Raw genomic sequence first — 16,089 nt, forward strand, 5'->3', positions numbered from 1 at the left:
ATGGGGCAAGGCTTTCCGCCAGCGTCTAGCGGCATCCGGGAAACCTCCCATGGTCATTATTGGTGCCATGATGAGAAAACTCATTCATGTCGCATTTGGCGTACTAAAATCCGGCAAGCCTTTCGATGCAAGCTTGCATTCTGCTTGACTCGGATAACAGTATCTACTTGGCCCCATTTATTTTTGAGACCAATGCCTGCCCTTCCTTGTTGAGCATTACATGGAAACACAGCAACGCTCGTGTCTGTTTTGCATGAGTCTTATATTGGCTAGAATTAAATATTTTCTACTTCACAGGAAAATTCATCCCTATCCAATCCCAGTTGTATCCAAGCAAGCACTTCTTCTGGACAATTTAGATTTAGCCAAGTCAATGTAGATGGAAAATCGGCTGGCTTCAGTAAATCCGAGGCGACCGCGACGATATGCTCATCATTCGGGTAAATCGCTGGTTTCCCCAAACTCGGTCGATACACTTCTAGCTTGCTGAGCTTAGACCATTTATAGCCTTCAACCAAAGTCAGATCTGCTGGATCTAATTTTCCCAGCAACTCACTTAAACTAGGCTCGGGAGTGGCGCGCAACTCTTGCACAATCGCATAACGAAATGGCGAAGCCAATAACACTTGCCCCGCTCCGGCATTCCGTAATCTGGCGCTGTCTTTATGTGCTGGTTCTAAAGTCACATCGTGGTGACTATGCTTAATGACGTTAATAGACTTGCCTGACTGTGCCAGAGCCTTAACTAAATATTCAAGCAAAGTTGTCTTGCCACTACCTGACCAGCCAACCACTCCCAAGATCGCTGCACGCATAGTAAAGCCCATAAAAATAAAGGGGAAAGTATACCGAAATACTTTCCCCTGTTTGCAATACCTGCTTATTTCAAATCAAGATTTGAAATCGATTTTGAAAATAGATCACCTATCCACTATTCCGCAAACCTGCAGCAATACCGTTAATTGACAAATGAATCCCGCGACGTACACGTTCATCTTCATCTCCCTGACGATAGCGTTTTAGAAGCTCTACTTGCACGTGATTCAAAGGCGACAGATAAGGGAAACGATTGACGATAGAACGTTTGAGCAAGGGGTTATCAGACAGTAAATCCTCACGGCCAGAAATCTGTTTCAGAACGGCGATCGTCAAAGCATGCTCCGCTTCCAGACGCGGGAAAATACGATTACGTAATCCCTCATCTTTGACCAATTGCGCATAGCGACTCGCAATACCGATATCGCTCTTGGCCAAGACCATTTCCATATTCGACAATACTGTGGAGAAGAAGGACCAGTCTTTAAACATCGATTGCAAAGTCTGCAAGCCATTTTGAGGGTTCGCTTCTAAATACTGCTTTACCGCACTACCAAAACCAAACCAGCCCGGCAACATTAGACGACATTGTGACCAGCTAAATACCCAAGGAATCGCGCGCAAATCTTCAATCGCGGTGGACTTCTTACGCGATGCAGGACGGCTACCAATATTCAAACCAGCAATTTCAGAAATGACTGTCGATTCCCAGAAATACTGTTCAAAGCCATCCGTCTCATACACCATATTGCGATAGGCTTTGAAGGCGTTTTCGGACAAAGCTTCCATGGTTTTGAGGAACTCTGGACGTGGTGCCAACTCGGTATGCGCAAGCAAACTCGCTTCCATCGTTGCGGCAGCCAAGACTTCCAAATTACGACGCCCGACTTCGGGATTTGCATATTTTGCAGTGATAACTTCGCCTTGTTCCGTCAATCGAATCTGACCTTGCACCGCTCCCGCCGGTTGCGCCAAAATCGCTTGATAACTAGGACCACCGCCGCGACCAACTGAACCGCCACGGCCATGGAACAAACGTAAACGTACTTGATGCTTAGCGAAGATTTCGACCAAGTCAATTTCAGCTTTATACAACTCCCAGCCGGAAGTTAAGAAGCCGCCGTCTTTATTACTATCGGAATAACCGAGCATGACTTCTTGGGCATTATTGCGACTCGTCAGCAAGCGTGCATAAGCAGGAATGCCGAATAATCTATCCATCGCCGGCGCACTGTTTTGCAAATCGCCTATCGTTTCAAATAGAGGAATGATATTCACATCGAGACGAGCTTCAGCCGGATGTAATAGACCAGATTCTTTCAACAACAAAGCGAGTTCCAACATATCGGAAACGCCATCGGTTTTCGAGATAATGCAATTTGGCACTGCGCCTTTGCCGTAACGCTGTTGCGCAGTGCACGCGGCGCGGTAAATGGCTAGCTCAGATTGTGTTTCGTCTGAATACGTTAAGTACGGTGATGCTAATGGACGTGACGAACTGATTTCTGTAATCAATACTTCTATACGCTGATCTTCATTGAGATCGAGATACTTCAATGACGGGTTCGCCGCTTGCAACAATTCGGCAACCACACGCTCATGCACGTCGGAGTTTTGACGCAAGTCGATAGGTGCAAGATAAAAGCCAAACACGCGAACCGCACGACGTAAATGACGTAAACGCCCGCGTGTAATGCCTATCGAGCCATTGTCCGATAAAGATTGATGAATGATATCGAGATCCGCGACTAATTCTTCTGCATTAGCATACGCATCGGCCATCCCGCATGGCGCGATCACCGGATCTAATCCTAGCAAATTCTTAAAGGTGCTCGACAAGCGCGCATACACGCCACTCACAGCCAAACGATATGGCTCGTCTGCACGATGTGGTGAGTGGTCAGGTGAACGCTCAGAAAGTGCGACCAATTCAGGAGACACTTTCACTAACAAAGTTGCCATCGACAATTGCGAACCCAGCGTATGCAATTCTTCCAAATAAAATTTGAAAGCGCGCGTGGATTGCATCGTTAAAGTTTTTTCTAAAACACTAGCGGTGACGAATGGATTACCATCGCGATCACCACCGATCCAACTACCTAGTCGCATGAAGCTCGGCAATTCCGTCTTTTCAAAACGCTGGTCTTTACTTGCTAGCAGATCTTCTAAGCCAGCATACAGATGCGGTAATTCACGCAAGAAGGTGTAGTCATAAAAACTCAAACCATTTTCGACTTCATCGAGCACCGACAATTTCGACATACGCAGCATACGGGTCTGCCACAAAGTCAACACTGCACGTTGCAGTGCATCTTCATTCGCGCGCGATTCTTCAGGCGTCAATTGCATACGATCGCGTTCATCGAGCAAGCGCGTAATCACCATTTGGCAATTCAAAATACTTTTACGCTGCACTTCGGTTGGGTGCGCAGTCAATACAGGGCTAACCTCGGCGGTTTGGAAGAAAGTATTCAAATTCTCCGCACCATTCTCACTGGCAAAAAGTGTTTCGATCGTGTGCGCCAAGCTACCACGACGTGGAGCAGATCCAGCGATCAAGTGAGCGCGGGTACGACGGATATGATGTTGATCTTCAGCCAGATTCACCAAATGTGAGAAATAACTAAAAGCGCGAATCAGGTGTGTGGTTTGATCGTTAGTTAAAGTATCGAGCGTATTTTCCAGCTCAGCACGAGCCGCGACATCCGCATCGCGACGAAAACGAATTGAATTTTGACGTACGGTTTCAATCAGAGAAAATACTTCTTCACCATGTTGATGTCTAACCGTGTCACCCAAAATGCGGCCTAAGCGGCGGATGTCTTCACGGAGGCTCTGGTCTTTATCGTCAGCGATATCGTTCATGATCGTGTTTTTCAGTAAATTCTAAAATGAAGGTAAAACGAGGGTAAATAAGGAAAACCGCAAGTGTAGGGGAAACCCGTGCACAAAAAAGTCAAAACATCTTAACAAAGCTCATAGCACTACGGCAGGTATATCAGCTTCGTTCAATATAAATCAAATACATATAGCTAAGTTCAAGGATCATGACTTCTTAACGAATCCGCACCTACTCCATGACTTCTAAAGTTATCGTTCGCTGAATCATCTATCCCTAACTCGCTTACGGACATAGGTATATGCGCAAGTTGAGACACGATGAATACATCTTCCCCTTCAAGGGGAAGGCTGGGATGGGGATGGGTTTCGATCAAAAGTACAGCTTTACCAACGAAAACCCATCCCCTCCCTAACCCTCCCCTTGAAAGGGAGGGAACTTATAGCGTCGCTCAAGCTTGTATAGATACACCGTGGTTTGTTGGAGCGGGAACGTCATTCAACGATGCCGTTTGGTCAAAGCCTTTAACAAACCTTTGGTCGAACTATCGTATTCTTCTTTCACCGCTGTTGGATCTAGACTAATCAATTGCTGCGCTAATGATTTACCTAATTCCACACCCCATTGGTCGAAAGCATTGATATCCCAAATGACTGATTGCACAAACACTTTATGCTCGTAAAGCGCAATCAAGGCGCCGAGTGAACGTGGTGTTAAGGAATCGAGCAACAAAGTTGAAGTTGGGCGATTGCCTTCGAAGACGCGCGGCGCTAACATTTTTTCTGGCAGATCACCGAGTTCAGCGCGCACTTCTTCAATATTTTTTCCCCAAGCCATCGCTTTCGATTGCGCGAAGCAGTTCGCCAACAGCGCTTGATTATGGCCCGGCAAACCTGCGTCATCATCTGCGACTACGATAAAGTCGGTCGGAATAATCGTCGCGCCTTGATGTAGTAATTGGAAGTAAGCATGTTGACCGTTCGTACCCGCTTCACCAAACAGAATCGGTGAAGTCGTGTAATCAACTCGCTGCCCCTCACGCGTCACCGACTTGCCGTTGCTTTCCATTTCCAACTGCTGCAAGTAGGCTGGCAAGCGCGTCATCCGCTGGTGATACGGTGCGATCGACAAAGCTTGCAAGCCGAGGAAGTTGATATTCCAGACACCGATCAAGGCCATCAAAACTGGTAAATTTTGTTCCAATGGTGCTTGTGCAAAGTGCAAATCCATCTCATGTGCGCCCGCCAGCATTTCTTCAAAACGATCAGCGCCAACGTATAAAGCAATCGACAAGCCAATCGCGCTCCACATGGAATAGCGACCGCCCGCCCAGTTCCAAAATGGGAACACGTTTTCTTCTGCGATACCGAAGGCTTTCGCCGCTTTGACATTCGTACTCAATGCAACGAAATGTTGGCGAATTTGATCTTCAGGGCAACCATGATTCAGCATCCATTCACGTGCAGTACGGGCATTGGTCAAAGTTTCCATCGTGGTGAAAGTCTTAGATGCAACCACGATCAGAGTCGTTTCTGGATCGGCATTTTCTAAAGAATCGGCAACGTGACGACCATCGACGTTCGAGACGAAATGCAGAGACAGATTTTTTTGTGACCACGGTGCTAATGCGATACATGCCATTTGCGGTCCGAGATCCGAACCGCCGATACCGATATTGATAATTGTACGAATTGGTTTTCCGGTATAACCCAACCAACGACCTTCACGCACTGCATCGCTGAAGCTACGCATTTGCGCTAACACACTGTGCACGTCCGCCGCGATATTCTCACCGTTGAGCATGAATTTTTCGCCCTTAGGCAAGCGCAATACCGTGTGTAAAACCGCGCGATTTTCCGTGTTATTAATTGCTTCGCCGCGCAACATTGCATCACGACGTGATTCAACTTCTTGCTGGCGCGCCAGCGCTAATAAATTGAGTTTCGCCGTGGTATCCATGCGTTGTTTGGAATAGTCCAACAACATGCCACAAGCGGAAGCGGAAAAGTGCGTAAAGCGCTGCGGATCAGCGCGAAACAACTCTTTTAAGCTAGGCATATTATTCGCGCGTTGCTGCAACAAACACCACAATGGGGTACGAGAAACTGAGATAGCCATGATCAAACAACCTGAGAAAAATTAATTGAAAACCAAATGCTTCAGCACAAGGCTGTAGATAAAAAAACTGCTCACTAATTTATGACGAAAAATTAAAACCTTAAATCAAAACCTTAAATCAAAACCCCTCAACGCCGAGTCGCAGAGACGCAGAGTAAAACCTTAAAAGAGAGGTTTTCTCTGTTTTCGATCTTCTCGGCGCCTCTGCGTCTCAGCGTTGAGGGGTTTTCGTTCTTATTTTTCACCTAAATAAAACTACACCACAATACCTATCGACCTGCCGCCGCAGCCTGTGCAGCCAATTGCCCAATTGCTGTCCAATCATTACTACCAATCAAATTCGCCGGACACATCCACGAGCCACCGACGCACAAAACATTCGATTGCTGCAACAAAGTCGGCGTAGCTTCCACCGTCACGCCGCCCGTCAAACAGAATTTCACATCAGGAAATGGACCGCCAAGTGCTTTTGCCATTTTGACGCTACCGACGATATCGGATGGAAACAACTTCACCACATTGAAACCATGTTCCAACGCCAGCATCAAATCGCTCGCACCACCTACACCAGGAAAATAAGGCAGACCAGATTCCGCAGCCGCTTTTGCCAACATGGGCGTGATGCCGGGGCTAATACCAAACGCTGCGCCAGTATTACGCACTGCATCCAGTTGCGCTGGTGTCAAAATCGTGCCGGCACCGACCGTCACTGTTGGGCAAGCCTTCACGACTTCGCGTAAAACCGTCATCGCATTCGGCGTGCGCAAAGTGATTTCGACGGCTGGCAAACCATTTTCAGCCAAGGTCGTCACGCAACGAATCGCTTGATCAACGTCATCTGTGACCAAAATAGGCAGCACACGTACTTGTGCCAGTTGAGAAATAATCGCGGCTGTCGTCATAGTCATCATGGTCTCACTTCAAAACGGTAAATTATTAAACTTCAAATTTATTAAAATCAAAAACTTTCACTGATTTATTTAAACCCCTCAACGCCGAGGCACAGAGGCGCCGAGAAGATCGAAAATAGAGAAAACCTCTCTTTTAAGGTTTTACTCTGTGTCTCAGCGCCTCGGCGTTGAGGGGTTTTAAAATCAAATAAACAAAGTCGAAGCACCATGCTCTGGCGATGTCACGACGCGGCGTTGCGCGACAAATAAATCTCTTCCATAGCCATAGCTGCTGTCGATACTCACTGTCGGATTACTGCGCGCCGCCCATGTTGCTTCATCAACTAAAGCACGCAATTCACCGGTATGCACATTTAACTCGATCATGTCGCCATCTCGCACTTTGCCAAGTGGACCGCCTTGTGCAACTTCTGGACTGACATGCAAAGCCGCTGGAACTTTGCCGGATGCGCCTGACATACGGCCATCTGTTACCAAGGCGACTTTATAGCCAGCCGACATTAAGCTACCTAACACTGGTGTGAAATGATGTAACTCCGGCATACCGTTAGCCTGTGGTCCTTGGAAGATCACGACTGCGACGAAATCTTGGTTGAGTTGCCCTGCTTTGTAGGCTCCGACTAAGGCGTCTTGCGATTCAAATACTTTGGCTGGCGCACGCACTATCCAGGCCTCTTCTGGCACGGCAGATGCTTTGACAATCGCACGGCCTAAATTACCTTGCAACAAGCGCAGACCACCTGTTGCGGCGAAAGGTTCGTCCACATTACGTACGACCGTAGGATCACTGGATCTCTCTGGATGCGCGATGAAGGCGACTTTTCCCTCTTGTAATTCCGGGCGCGTCGTGTGCGATGCTAAACCTTGATCACCAAATACGGTCATGACATCCGCATGCATCATGCCTTGCGATAATAATTCGCGAATTACGAATGTCGGACCGCCCGCATCTTCAAACGCATTCACGTCTGCAGTACCGTTAGGATAAACGCGCGTCAATAATGGAATCACCGAGGACAATTCATCAAAATCTTGCCAGTCAATGAGGATGCCCGCAGCACGTGCCACTGCAATCCAATGGATAGTGTGATTCGTTGAACCGCCAGTCGCCAACAAGGCGATCACCGCGTTCACGATAGTCTTTTCATTCACAACATGACCGATAGGACGATAGTCACCACCTGCTTCGGTCAACTTCAATACTTGTTCAACCGCCGCATCCGTCAAAGCATGACGCAGAGGGTCGGATGGATGCACGAATGCAGAGCCCGGCAGATGTAAGCCCATCGCTTCTAACAACATTTGATTACTGTTTGCCGTGCCGTAGAAGGTGCAAGTACCAGCACTATGATAGGCAGCACTTTCTGCCGCCAGCAATTCTTCTTTGGTCGCTTTACCTTGCGCATAACGTTCACGCACTGCTGCTTTTTCTTTATTCGACAAACCAGAACCCATAGGGCCTGCTGGAATAAAGACGGTCGGCAAATGACCAAATGCCAAAGCACCGATCAATAAACCCGGCACAATTTTGTCGCAAATACCAAGACACAAAGTCGCATCGAATGCATCATGCGACAAGGCAATCGCGGTTGCTTGCGCAATCACATCGCGTGAGAACAAAGACAATTCCATACCTGGGCGACCTTGCGTCACGCCGTCACACATCGCTGGCACGCCGCCAGCGACTTGCGCGGTCGCATTGAAGCGCAAAGCCGCTTCTTTTATCTGATCGGGATAAGTTGCGTAAGGCTGATGCGCCGACAACATGTCGTTGTAGGCTGTTACGATGCCGATATTCGGTTTCTGCGCCTGATTCAACCAGATTTTAGTCTTGCTATCCGCCGCAGCATTCGCATGCGCCTGATTCGCACAAGATAAGCTGGCGCGACGCGGTCCGCGATTGCGCAATTGCTCTAGGCGCGCCAAGTATTCCGCACGCAAAGTCTTACTGCGTTCAGTAATTCGCTGCGTGACTGCATCAACTACTTTGTTGATTGCAACTTGATTTGTATTTTGTCCAGAAGTCGTCATAGTTTTGTGGGGGTATCTAATTCGAATAACTGAAAGATAGCACAAAAACAGAAAAAAACTGTAACAAACTTTCATAAAAGCGATAATTTTCCATTTAAAACATAAAAACCATCAAAAATATCGTAATGAAACTACATTTTTGAAGAAATATGGTTTAAGCTATGGCATAATTTATGACGTTAAAAGTTCAATTCAAAACCCCTCAACGCAGAGACACCGAGACACTGAGGAAAAGCAAAACAGAGGAGTTCATGGCTCGTTTCGCTTTTCTCCTTTTAAACTCTGCGCCTCTGCGTCTCGGCGTTGAGGGGTTTAAAAATGTTCACTAATTTCAACAAACGAAATTATTTTTCTAATTAGGATTAAACGGAGTCCACATGACTACTTTTGTATTGTTTGGCGGTACTGGCGATCTGGCAAAACGCAAGATCATTCCTGCACTGTACAGCGCGTTCGTCAATGGGCGTCTTGATCCCGAATTTAGTTTTATCGGTGCTGCACGTGAGGCGCTCAGCGATGATGATTTCCGTACCCGCGTTGCGGCAAGCATAGAAACCTATGCGGCAAAAGCGAATGGCACGCCAGAACAATTAGCAGCCTTCTTGGCACTTACGGGCTACTCAAAAATTGATGCAAAAGTGCCGGGTGATTTTGATGCACTGAAAGCGCGGGTCAATGCAGACACTACGAAAGCAAAATTATTCTATTTGGCAATCGGCCCAGACATTTTTATTCCAGTCGTAGAGCAATTATCGAAACACGGTCTGGTTGAAGGCAATGCCCGCGTTGTAGTCGAAAAACCTTTGGGTCGCGATGCAAAATCTGCCAAAGAAATCAATTCCGCCCTGCGCACTTATTTGAACGAGAATCAAATCTATCGTATCGATCATTACCTCGGTAAAGAAATGGTGCAGAATTTGTTTGCGCTGCGTTTTGCTAACTCCTTCCTTGAACCTTTGTGGAATCGCAAGTGGATACAAGATGTACAAATCTCCATCTCTGAGCAAGTCGGTGTAGAAACCCGTGGGGATTTCTATGACAAAACCGGCGCATTACGTGACATGGTGCAAAACCATTTATTGCAATTAGTTTCTATTGTCGCGATGGAACCGCCAGTCAATGCCAATCCTGATGCCATCCGTGATGAGAAAGTCAAAGTATTACGTGCACTACGCAAATTCACTGCCGATGATGTGGCGAAGAAAACCGTACGTGGTCAATATCGCGCTGGTGCAGTTGATGGTAAACCCGTCATCGGCTATCAACATGAACCTGGCGTACCGACTTCCAGCCGTGCCGAAACCTTTGTCGCGATTCGTGCTGAGATTGATAACTGGCGCTGGGCTGGTGTGCCGTTCTACCTGCGCACGGGCAAACGTATGGCAAGTCGTTGCGCTGAAATTACGATTAATTTCAAGCCGATTCCGTATTCGATTTTTGGCAAAGGTCAAGGACCATTGCGCTCAAATCGTCTGGTCATCACTTTGCAACCAGAAGAAAGCGTGCAATTGTTCATGAAGGCGAAAGAGCCAGGCGAAGGCATACGCTTATCCGATGTTGCTTTGAATCTGGACTTTGCCGAAGCATCAAATTTACGCCGCGTGGAATCGTATGAGCGCTTATTACTCGACGCATTGCATGGCGATCTGACTTTGTTTGTGCGTGATGATGAACTCGGTGCAGCATGGGAATGGATCGATCCGATTATGTCGGCTTGGGATAACGATGCCGAAGGTTTGAAATCCTACATCGCAGGCAGCTGGGGCCCAGCCGCAGCAAGTTATTTGTTAGCGCAACACGGAGCAGCGTGGGGCGAAGAGTATGTGGAAGGCTGAGCAGAACATGGACGCGGTGATGGAGACTATAGGACAACAAGTGAGTAATCAGATTATCAATCCAAATATCGATGGAAATATTAATGGAAATATTAATACGCAGTTTCGTCGTTTCGAGAATTTCGGCGAACTGACAAAATCACTGGTGAATGAGTGGGTAGATATAATCGATATTGCCGCCTCCGAAAATCGCCCTGCCGCATTTGCCTTAGCGGGCGGTTCAACACCGGCACCTGTATATCGCGAACTCGATCAAGCCTTGGCACAACGCACACCGTCCGATGTACGCCTGGCAGCAACGGATGAACGCTGGGTCAATGATAATGATCCACAAAGCAATGAAGGTTTGTTCAAAAAATGTCTACCACTCAGCTATGGCAAACAGTGGAATCTGGTGTCTTTAAAAAACGCAGCAAATACGCCCGAAGTGGCGATGGAAGCTATCAACGAACGTCTGCATCAACAGTTGCCAGGACGTTTTAGTGCAGTGCTATTGGGCATGGGTGCAGATGGTCATATCGCCTCTTTATTCCCCGGTGCTCCAGTGCAAGCCGATGGTTTGGATTGCCTCGCCGCAGTCCATCCGCAAACCCATCAAACGCGGATTTCGCTATCCCTGCCACGTTTATTACAAACAGAAAAAATCTGGCTGGTGATCACCGGCGACGAGAAGCGTCAGGTATATGAAAACGCATTAACGACAAGTCTGCCTATCACCAAGCTGCTAAAGCAGGCACAATGTCAGATTGAAGTTTTTTGGTGCCCTTAAAAACTAAGTCTGTTTTAGATTTTTCGCCAAAGCCGCATCAAAAGCGCGTCCCAGAAGGTCGCTCTTTTAACAAATGCACATTCATTTTGACTTGATCAGCAAAACAAAACGCAAGAGACAAAAGGCAATCACACTATGGTCAACGTACTTTCCACAAAAAACACTACGACCAACAATCCACCTGAAAAGGGATTGCTGGCACGCATACGCGTCGCCAGTACCGCACTAAGTCGCGCTGAGCGACAAGTCGCTGATTTCCTTTTACAGAAACCACACGATGCTTTAGAGATGTCGATACGCGTGCTGGCACAAGTTTGCAATGTCAGCGAACCGACAGTTGCACGCTTTGCCCAGTCCTTAGGTTTTGATGGTTTTAAATCTTTTAAACTGGCATTTGCAAAAAGCTTGGCAACGGGAATCCCTTACTTGCATCTGGACGTGAATCAGGCTGACCATGTGAAAGATGTTTTACCGAAAGTATTCGACCGCACCATTGCAGCGCTCATGGAAGCACGCAACACCGCCAACAGCGCGACCTTTGAAGCGGCAGTCAATCTACTGGCGAGAGCGCGTCGTATCGAATGCTACGGCCTCGGTTACTCGGGTGCATTAGCAATTGACGCACAACTCAAATTCTTCCGCTTTGGGATTCCGACCACCGTATTTTGCGATGCACATTTACAGGCGCAATCTGCCAGCTTACTCAATAGCGATTGCCTGGTAGTCGCCTTCTCCCGCACGGGTCGCACCCGTGATTTAATCCGCAGTGTGCAGCTCGCTAAAGACACGGGTGCCAAAGTCTTAGTGCTCTGCGCAAGTGGTGGCCCTTTGGCGGAACTCGCCGATGTGCACATCAGTGTGGACGTGGAAGAAGATCCGGATATTTATACACCAATGACATCACGCCTCGCGCATTTGACTTACATTGACGCGTTGGCGGTCGCCGTAACCTTGTTGCGCGGCCCTGCTGCGATTGATATGTTAGAACGGGCTAAAGCCAGTATCTCGGAAAAACGCTTGGTCTCTAAGCTAGACGAAGCGCTGTAAGGGTTCGAGAACATATTGTTAGACACGACATCTGATTACAACAAAGACGGCAAATTATTCAAAAAAAACATGCACTAACTCTGTAATTTCTGGCAAGCTATTCTCATCTTCAAAAAAGGGCTAGCTTTTATGACACAACTTAGTCTGCAACAAGTTACCGAGAATTTGAAAGATTTACCAACGCTACCTGCAGTGGTGATGGAATTACTCAATAGTTTGGACCAGGAAGATGCCGACATTTCCCTGCTGTCCAAAAAAGTGACTCAAGATCTGGCACTGACCGCCAAGACACTGCGCTACGCAAACTCGCCGTTTTACTCTACCCTCATCAAAGTCACCACGATACAGCAGGCAATTTCTTTACTAGGAATGGCGACTGTCAAACAAATGGTGCTGTCAGCGGCCCTATCTGGATGTTTTCCAGAAAATAATTGTCAGGGTTTTGACCACAAAGCTTTCTGGCGACATTCCAATGCGGTCGCGTTTATTTCAAAGCTGATCGCCCGCCGTATGAAATTTAATGAAGATGTCGCGTTTATTTCCGGGCTATTGCACGACATTGGTTTGTTGACTTTGGTGACGCTCTATCCCAAAGAATTTGAAGAAGTCATTGCTTATCGAAAAACTGGCTTAGCAACTCAATTCGAGGCTGAGCGAAAAATATTAGGAATAGACCACGCTGAAGTTGGCGAGGCCTTAGCAATTGAATGGAATTTTTCTGATGTGATGAAACATGCAATCGGAGGACACCATGAACCGGACAAAACGGGCATAGGTTTTTTGGCTTCTATCATTCACGTCGCCGATGGCATCGCCCACATGCTCAATCGAAATGACGTTCCAGCAACGCAAACAATTTCTGTATCGCTAGTTTCATGGAACAGTCTCAATCTTGACCAATCGTCACTTGATACCTTGATTGAAGAAGCGAATATTAAGTTGAAAAAAATTGATCAGATTGATTTGTAAGCTTGTGCTTGTGCTTATACTGATACTTACTATTCTATCCGTTGATCTTGCAATAAAACTTCGGTCACCATCACCGCTTCAATTTTGTCAGTCTTCAATACCTGATTGAATTTTCTGCGCAATTCATCTTGCAGTTCTAAGATGCCTTCTTTGGTCCGCAAAGTTTCGAGATCGATTACTGTCAATTCTTTTTGGAATTGCTCGTTTAATATTGCCTTGTTATCGTCAAGCCAGCTTTCGTCTCCTTGATTTACCTGTATCGAAACCATTAATCGACCGACCAAACCTTGGTCATTCACATAAGATTTTTTTAGTTCAAGATAGGAGATATTTGCATCATTTTTGGCATTGCGCCCGACATAAATAAAAAAAGCGACTGCACAAAAAAATAGTAAAACGACTACCGCCGCATACATCGCAAACCGATCAGAGCCTGCTTTGCTTAAATCTTTTTTTGTCGCTTTCTGCTCGGGCTTCAAAACAAAACTCCTAGTTTATTTATTCAATTCGTCGATATTCTTGCTACTCTTCGCCTGAATTTGTTCGGCGTCAAACTGCTGAGGATTCTTACCAGTGAAGCCCGCATAAAATTCGCGAATTAAAACCATGTCTTCATCAATGTTGCCGCAAGGATAGAACAATTTCCCGACGCCGCCAATCTTTTCTTTGAAATCAACGTAGCCCAAACCCAAAGGCACACCTGCACCAACTGCAATGTAATAAAAACCCGTTTTCCAACGCGTGACTTTGCCACGAGTGCCTTCCGGCGGAACGATGACCAATAGTTTTTCATTTTCATTAAAGGCATCTATCGTGCCTTGCACGAGATTGCCAGATTGCGACCGATCAACGGGAATCCCGCCCAGCCAACGCATGATCGCGCCGAAAACAGGTGGAAACAAACTTGCCTTCCCCATCCAATACACGTCTAGTCGCAGGACAAAGCAAATCATCAACGCAATAGGAAAATCCCAATTGCTCGTGTGAGGTGCACCTATCAAGACACACTTTTGCGCATCGGCTGCAGTGCCGTCGACTCGCCAACCGAGCAAGCGCAAAATCAGAGCCGAAATCCATCGCATGATGGTATTAATCACGGGCGTTTTAAAGATAGTGAAATGCATGTCTTTGTCTCTAAACAAACGCTAGCAACATGTGCGAAAGTATCCGTCTGGGAACGGCTTTACACATACTTGCGTTTGTCTTTTCTAGGTGAAATTTTTATAATTTTAATTTTGATTTTTTAATTTGCTGTGACTTGCAATAGTAAATCGCAACTCAGGCAACTCAGTTCGCTCAGTTAGCGCTCGGAAGTGACAGTTGCCATTCTTATTTTTTGACGACCCACTGCAATAACTCATCCCACTGCGCCAAGTCTTTTTCTACTTTTGAAGGAGCTACATCCCAAAGTGTTGCGCCATGTGCCGCCAATTGAATATAGTTTTGTGTATCACGTAGATATCCCAATACAGGTAAACCGAGTTGGGCCACATAATGCGCTAATTGATCAGCCGCTTTAGTGCGCGCATTCACTCGCATCCCTAAGACGCCAACGTCACATTTTTCTTCACGCTTGGCTAATTTTTTCAGAAATTCTTCGGTCGCCAAAATATCGAACATCGACGCTTGTAAAGGAACGACAACTTTGTTTGCAATCTTTAAAATCGCGTCGAGCTTGTTACCTTTAATTCCGGCTGGGGTGTCAATCACGACATGGCTGGTGCCTTTTGGTGGTTTCGCAATATTCCCATCCGAGATTTCCCATCCCGCAATCGCTGGCAAATTCGCTGGCCTTAGCGACAACCAGGCACGCGATGAGTGCTGCACGTCGGCATCACCCAGCATCACATGATGCCCTTGCGCTGCAAAATAACCAGCGAGATTGGTGGAAAACGTACTTTTACCGACACCACCTTTAGGGTTCATTACGGCGATCACTAGCATAGGTATTCCTTATCGACTGAAACTACAGAGAAAAGAAACTACTGTCGGCACACTCAACACGACAAACTATCATTCATGCTTATTTTTCAGCATCCGATATTAACAATGCCAAATGTTCAGGCTCAAGATAACACCATTCACCTTCTTGCAGACCTAAACTCGATAAATTCAACTGGCCAATCGCGGTACGAGTCAATGCAGCACAATGATTGCCTGCTGCTGCCAGCATACGCTTGACCTGATGATATTTTCCTTGTTCCAACACAATTTGCAACTGAAATTCGCCAACTTGCTCGCAGCTTTGTGCAGACAAGGGGGCTGGTTCATCATGCAATTGCACACCCGACAATAATTTTTGAATAAGCTCATCCGTTACAGGTTCCGCCGTAGTGGCCACATACAGCTTAGGAATATGGCGCTTAGGCGAGGATTGCGCATGGATAAAAGGTCCATCGTCTGACATCAACAACATGCCTGTCGTATCGTGATCAAGACGTCCAACCGGTTGCACGTCGCGCCAACTTAATTGCTCAGGCAATAATGTCAGCACGCTAGGATGATGCGAAGGCTTGCGTGAGCACTCAAAGTTAGCGGGCTTATTCAAGCACAGATAGACATGTTCACGGTAAGTCCATTCTTCTTCAAAAATCGTAAAAACCAAGCCCTGCGTTTCTAAGGATTCTTTGTAGTTGTCATGAACGATGCCGTCGATGGAAACTTCACCATCTTCAATTAATTCACGACAGTATTTACGGGTACCGAATCCCTGCGATTGCAAGATGCGGTCAAAAGACAATTTGCTCATGATGG

Annotated in this window: 13 protein-coding genes and 1 pseudogene; 5 read left to right on the plus strand and 9 right to left on the minus strand. The window is 46.8% G+C overall.

Annotated features, from left to right (window positions below):
• Positions 1-148, plus strand: a pseudogene (locus H8K55_RS15610) (IS110 family transposase); the annotation flags it as partial.
• A 127-nt stretch (positions 149-275) separates the two neighbouring features.
• Here H8K55_RS15610 and mobB read toward each other — a convergent pair.
• The 5 genes from mobB to edd form a co-directional block, all read right to left on the minus strand.
• Entirely contained in the window at positions 276-815 is a 540-nt protein-coding gene (mobB, locus tag H8K55_RS15615; protein WP_230408655.1) for a molybdopterin-guanine dinucleotide biosynthesis protein B, read from the minus strand.
• Between the two features lie 109 nt (positions 816-924).
• Positions 925-3,681, minus strand: coding sequence for a phosphoenolpyruvate carboxylase (gene ppc / locus H8K55_RS15620; protein ID WP_222612498.1), 2,757 nt, complete (start codon positions 3,679-3,681; stop codon positions 925-927).
• A 472-nt stretch (positions 3,682-4,153) separates the two neighbouring features.
• Positions 4,154-5,767 (minus strand): glucose-6-phosphate isomerase, encoded by a 1,614-nt coding sequence (gene pgi / locus H8K55_RS15625; protein ID WP_408057981.1) that lies wholly within the window; start codon positions 5,765-5,767, stop codon positions 4,154-4,156.
• Positions 5,768-6,042: 275 nt separating this feature from the next.
• Complete coding sequence (gene eda, locus H8K55_RS15630; RefSeq protein WP_186942999.1) at positions 6,043-6,681, minus strand: bifunctional 4-hydroxy-2-oxoglutarate aldolase/2-dehydro-3-deoxy-phosphogluconate aldolase; 639 nt, start codon at positions 6,679-6,681, stop codon at positions 6,043-6,045.
• 186 nt (positions 6,682-6,867) lie between these two features.
• Entirely contained in the window at positions 6,868-8,715 is a 1,848-nt protein-coding gene (gene edd / locus H8K55_RS15635; RefSeq protein ID WP_186943000.1) for a phosphogluconate dehydratase, read from the minus strand.
• A 377-nt stretch (positions 8,716-9,092) separates the two neighbouring features.
• Here edd and zwf point away from each other — a divergent pair, with 377 nt between their 5' ends.
• The 4 genes from zwf to H8K55_RS15655 all read left to right on the plus strand — a co-directional run bounded on the left by zwf (position 9,093) and on the right by H8K55_RS15655 (position 13,335).
• Positions 9,093-10,550 carry a glucose-6-phosphate dehydrogenase gene (gene zwf / locus H8K55_RS15640; RefSeq protein WP_186890145.1) on the plus strand — a complete coding sequence of 486 codons (1,458 nt, stop codon included), beginning with the start codon at positions 9,093-9,095 and terminating at the stop codon, positions 10,548-10,550.
• Positions 10,537-11,319 carry a 6-phosphogluconolactonase gene (locus H8K55_RS15645; RefSeq protein WP_186943001.1) on the plus strand — a complete coding sequence of 261 codons (783 nt, stop codon included), beginning with the start codon at positions 10,537-10,539 and terminating at the stop codon, positions 11,317-11,319. Before zwf ends, H8K55_RS15645 begins: the two co-directional genes overlap by 14 nt.
• 135 nt (positions 11,320-11,454) lie before the next feature.
• Positions 11,455-12,366, plus strand: coding sequence for an SIS domain-containing protein (locus H8K55_RS15650; protein ID WP_186943002.1), 912 nt, complete (start codon positions 11,455-11,457; stop codon positions 12,364-12,366).
• A gap of 129 nt (positions 12,367-12,495) precedes the next feature.
• Entirely contained in the window at positions 12,496-13,335 is an 840-nt protein-coding gene (locus H8K55_RS15655) for an HDOD domain-containing protein (protein WP_186943003.1), read from the plus strand.
• A gap of 29 nt (positions 13,336-13,364) precedes the next feature.
• On the opposite strand, the gene H8K55_RS15660 is transcribed toward H8K55_RS15655, so the two are convergent.
• The 4 genes from H8K55_RS15660 to H8K55_RS15675 all read right to left on the minus strand — a co-directional run bounded on the left by H8K55_RS15660 (position 13,365) and on the right by H8K55_RS15675 (position 16,084).
• Positions 13,365-13,814, minus strand: coding sequence for a flagellar basal body-associated FliL family protein (locus H8K55_RS15660; RefSeq protein WP_186943004.1), 450 nt, complete (start codon positions 13,812-13,814; stop codon positions 13,365-13,367).
• Positions 13,815-13,829: 15 nt separating this feature from the next.
• Positions 13,830-14,459, minus strand: coding sequence for a lysophospholipid acyltransferase family protein (locus H8K55_RS15665; protein WP_186943005.1), 630 nt, complete (start codon positions 14,457-14,459; stop codon positions 13,830-13,832).
• Positions 14,460-14,664: 205 nt separating this feature from the next.
• Positions 14,665-15,279 carry a ParA family protein gene (locus tag H8K55_RS15670; protein ID WP_186943006.1) on the minus strand — a complete coding sequence of 205 codons (615 nt, stop codon included), beginning with the start codon at positions 15,277-15,279 and terminating at the stop codon, positions 14,665-14,667.
• Between the two features lie 79 nt (positions 15,280-15,358).
• The gene (locus H8K55_RS15675; protein WP_186943007.1) at positions 15,359-16,084 is read right to left on the minus strand and encodes a pseudouridine synthase; all 726 of its coding nucleotides are present in this window, start codon (positions 16,082-16,084) and stop codon (positions 15,359-15,361) included.
• Positions 16,085-16,089 lie beyond the last annotated feature (5 nt).

Origin of the sequence: Affinundibacterium flavidum (assembly GCF_014284175.1) — a bacterium.
Lineage (GTDB): Bacteria > Pseudomonadota > Gammaproteobacteria > Burkholderiales > Burkholderiaceae_D > Undibacterium > Undibacterium flavidum.

Bases quoted from the DNA above. Each gene is read 5' to 3' on its own strand.
- H8K55_RS15650 (WP_186943002.1), top strand. From the start codon at position 11,455: ATGGTCAACGTACTTTCCACAAAAAACACTACGACCAACAATCCACCT.
- mobB (WP_230408655.1), bottom strand. From the start codon at position 815: ATGCGTGCAGCGATCTTGGGAGTGGTTGGCTGGTCAGGTAGTGGCAAG.
- H8K55_RS15675 (WP_186943007.1), bottom strand. From the start codon at position 16,084: ATGAGCAAATTGTCTTTTGACCGCATCTTGCAATCGCAGGGATTCGGT.
- zwf (WP_186890145.1), top strand. From the start codon at position 9,093: ATGACTACTTTTGTATTGTTTGGCGGTACTGGCGATCTGGCAAAACGC.
- edd (WP_186943000.1), bottom strand. From the start codon at position 8,715: ATGACGACTTCTGGACAAAATACAAATCAAGTTGCAATCAACAAAGTA.
- H8K55_RS15670 (WP_186943006.1), bottom strand. From the start codon at position 15,279: ATGCTAGTGATCGCCGTAATGAACCCTAAAGGTGGTGTCGGTAAAAGT.
- ppc (WP_222612498.1), bottom strand. From the start codon at position 3,681: ATGAACGATATCGCTGACGATAAAGACCAGAGCCTCCGTGAAGACATC.
- H8K55_RS15645 (WP_186943001.1), top strand. From the start codon at position 10,537: ATGTGGAAGGCTGAGCAGAACATGGACGCGGTGATGGAGACTATAGGA.
- H8K55_RS15655 (WP_186943003.1), top strand. From the start codon at position 12,496: ATGACACAACTTAGTCTGCAACAAGTTACCGAGAATTTGAAAGATTTA.
- eda (WP_186942999.1), bottom strand. From the start codon at position 6,681: ATGACTATGACGACAGCCGCGATTATTTCTCAACTGGCACAAGTACGT.
- H8K55_RS15665 (WP_186943005.1), bottom strand. From the start codon at position 14,459: ATGCATTTCACTATCTTTAAAACGCCCGTGATTAATACCATCATGCGA.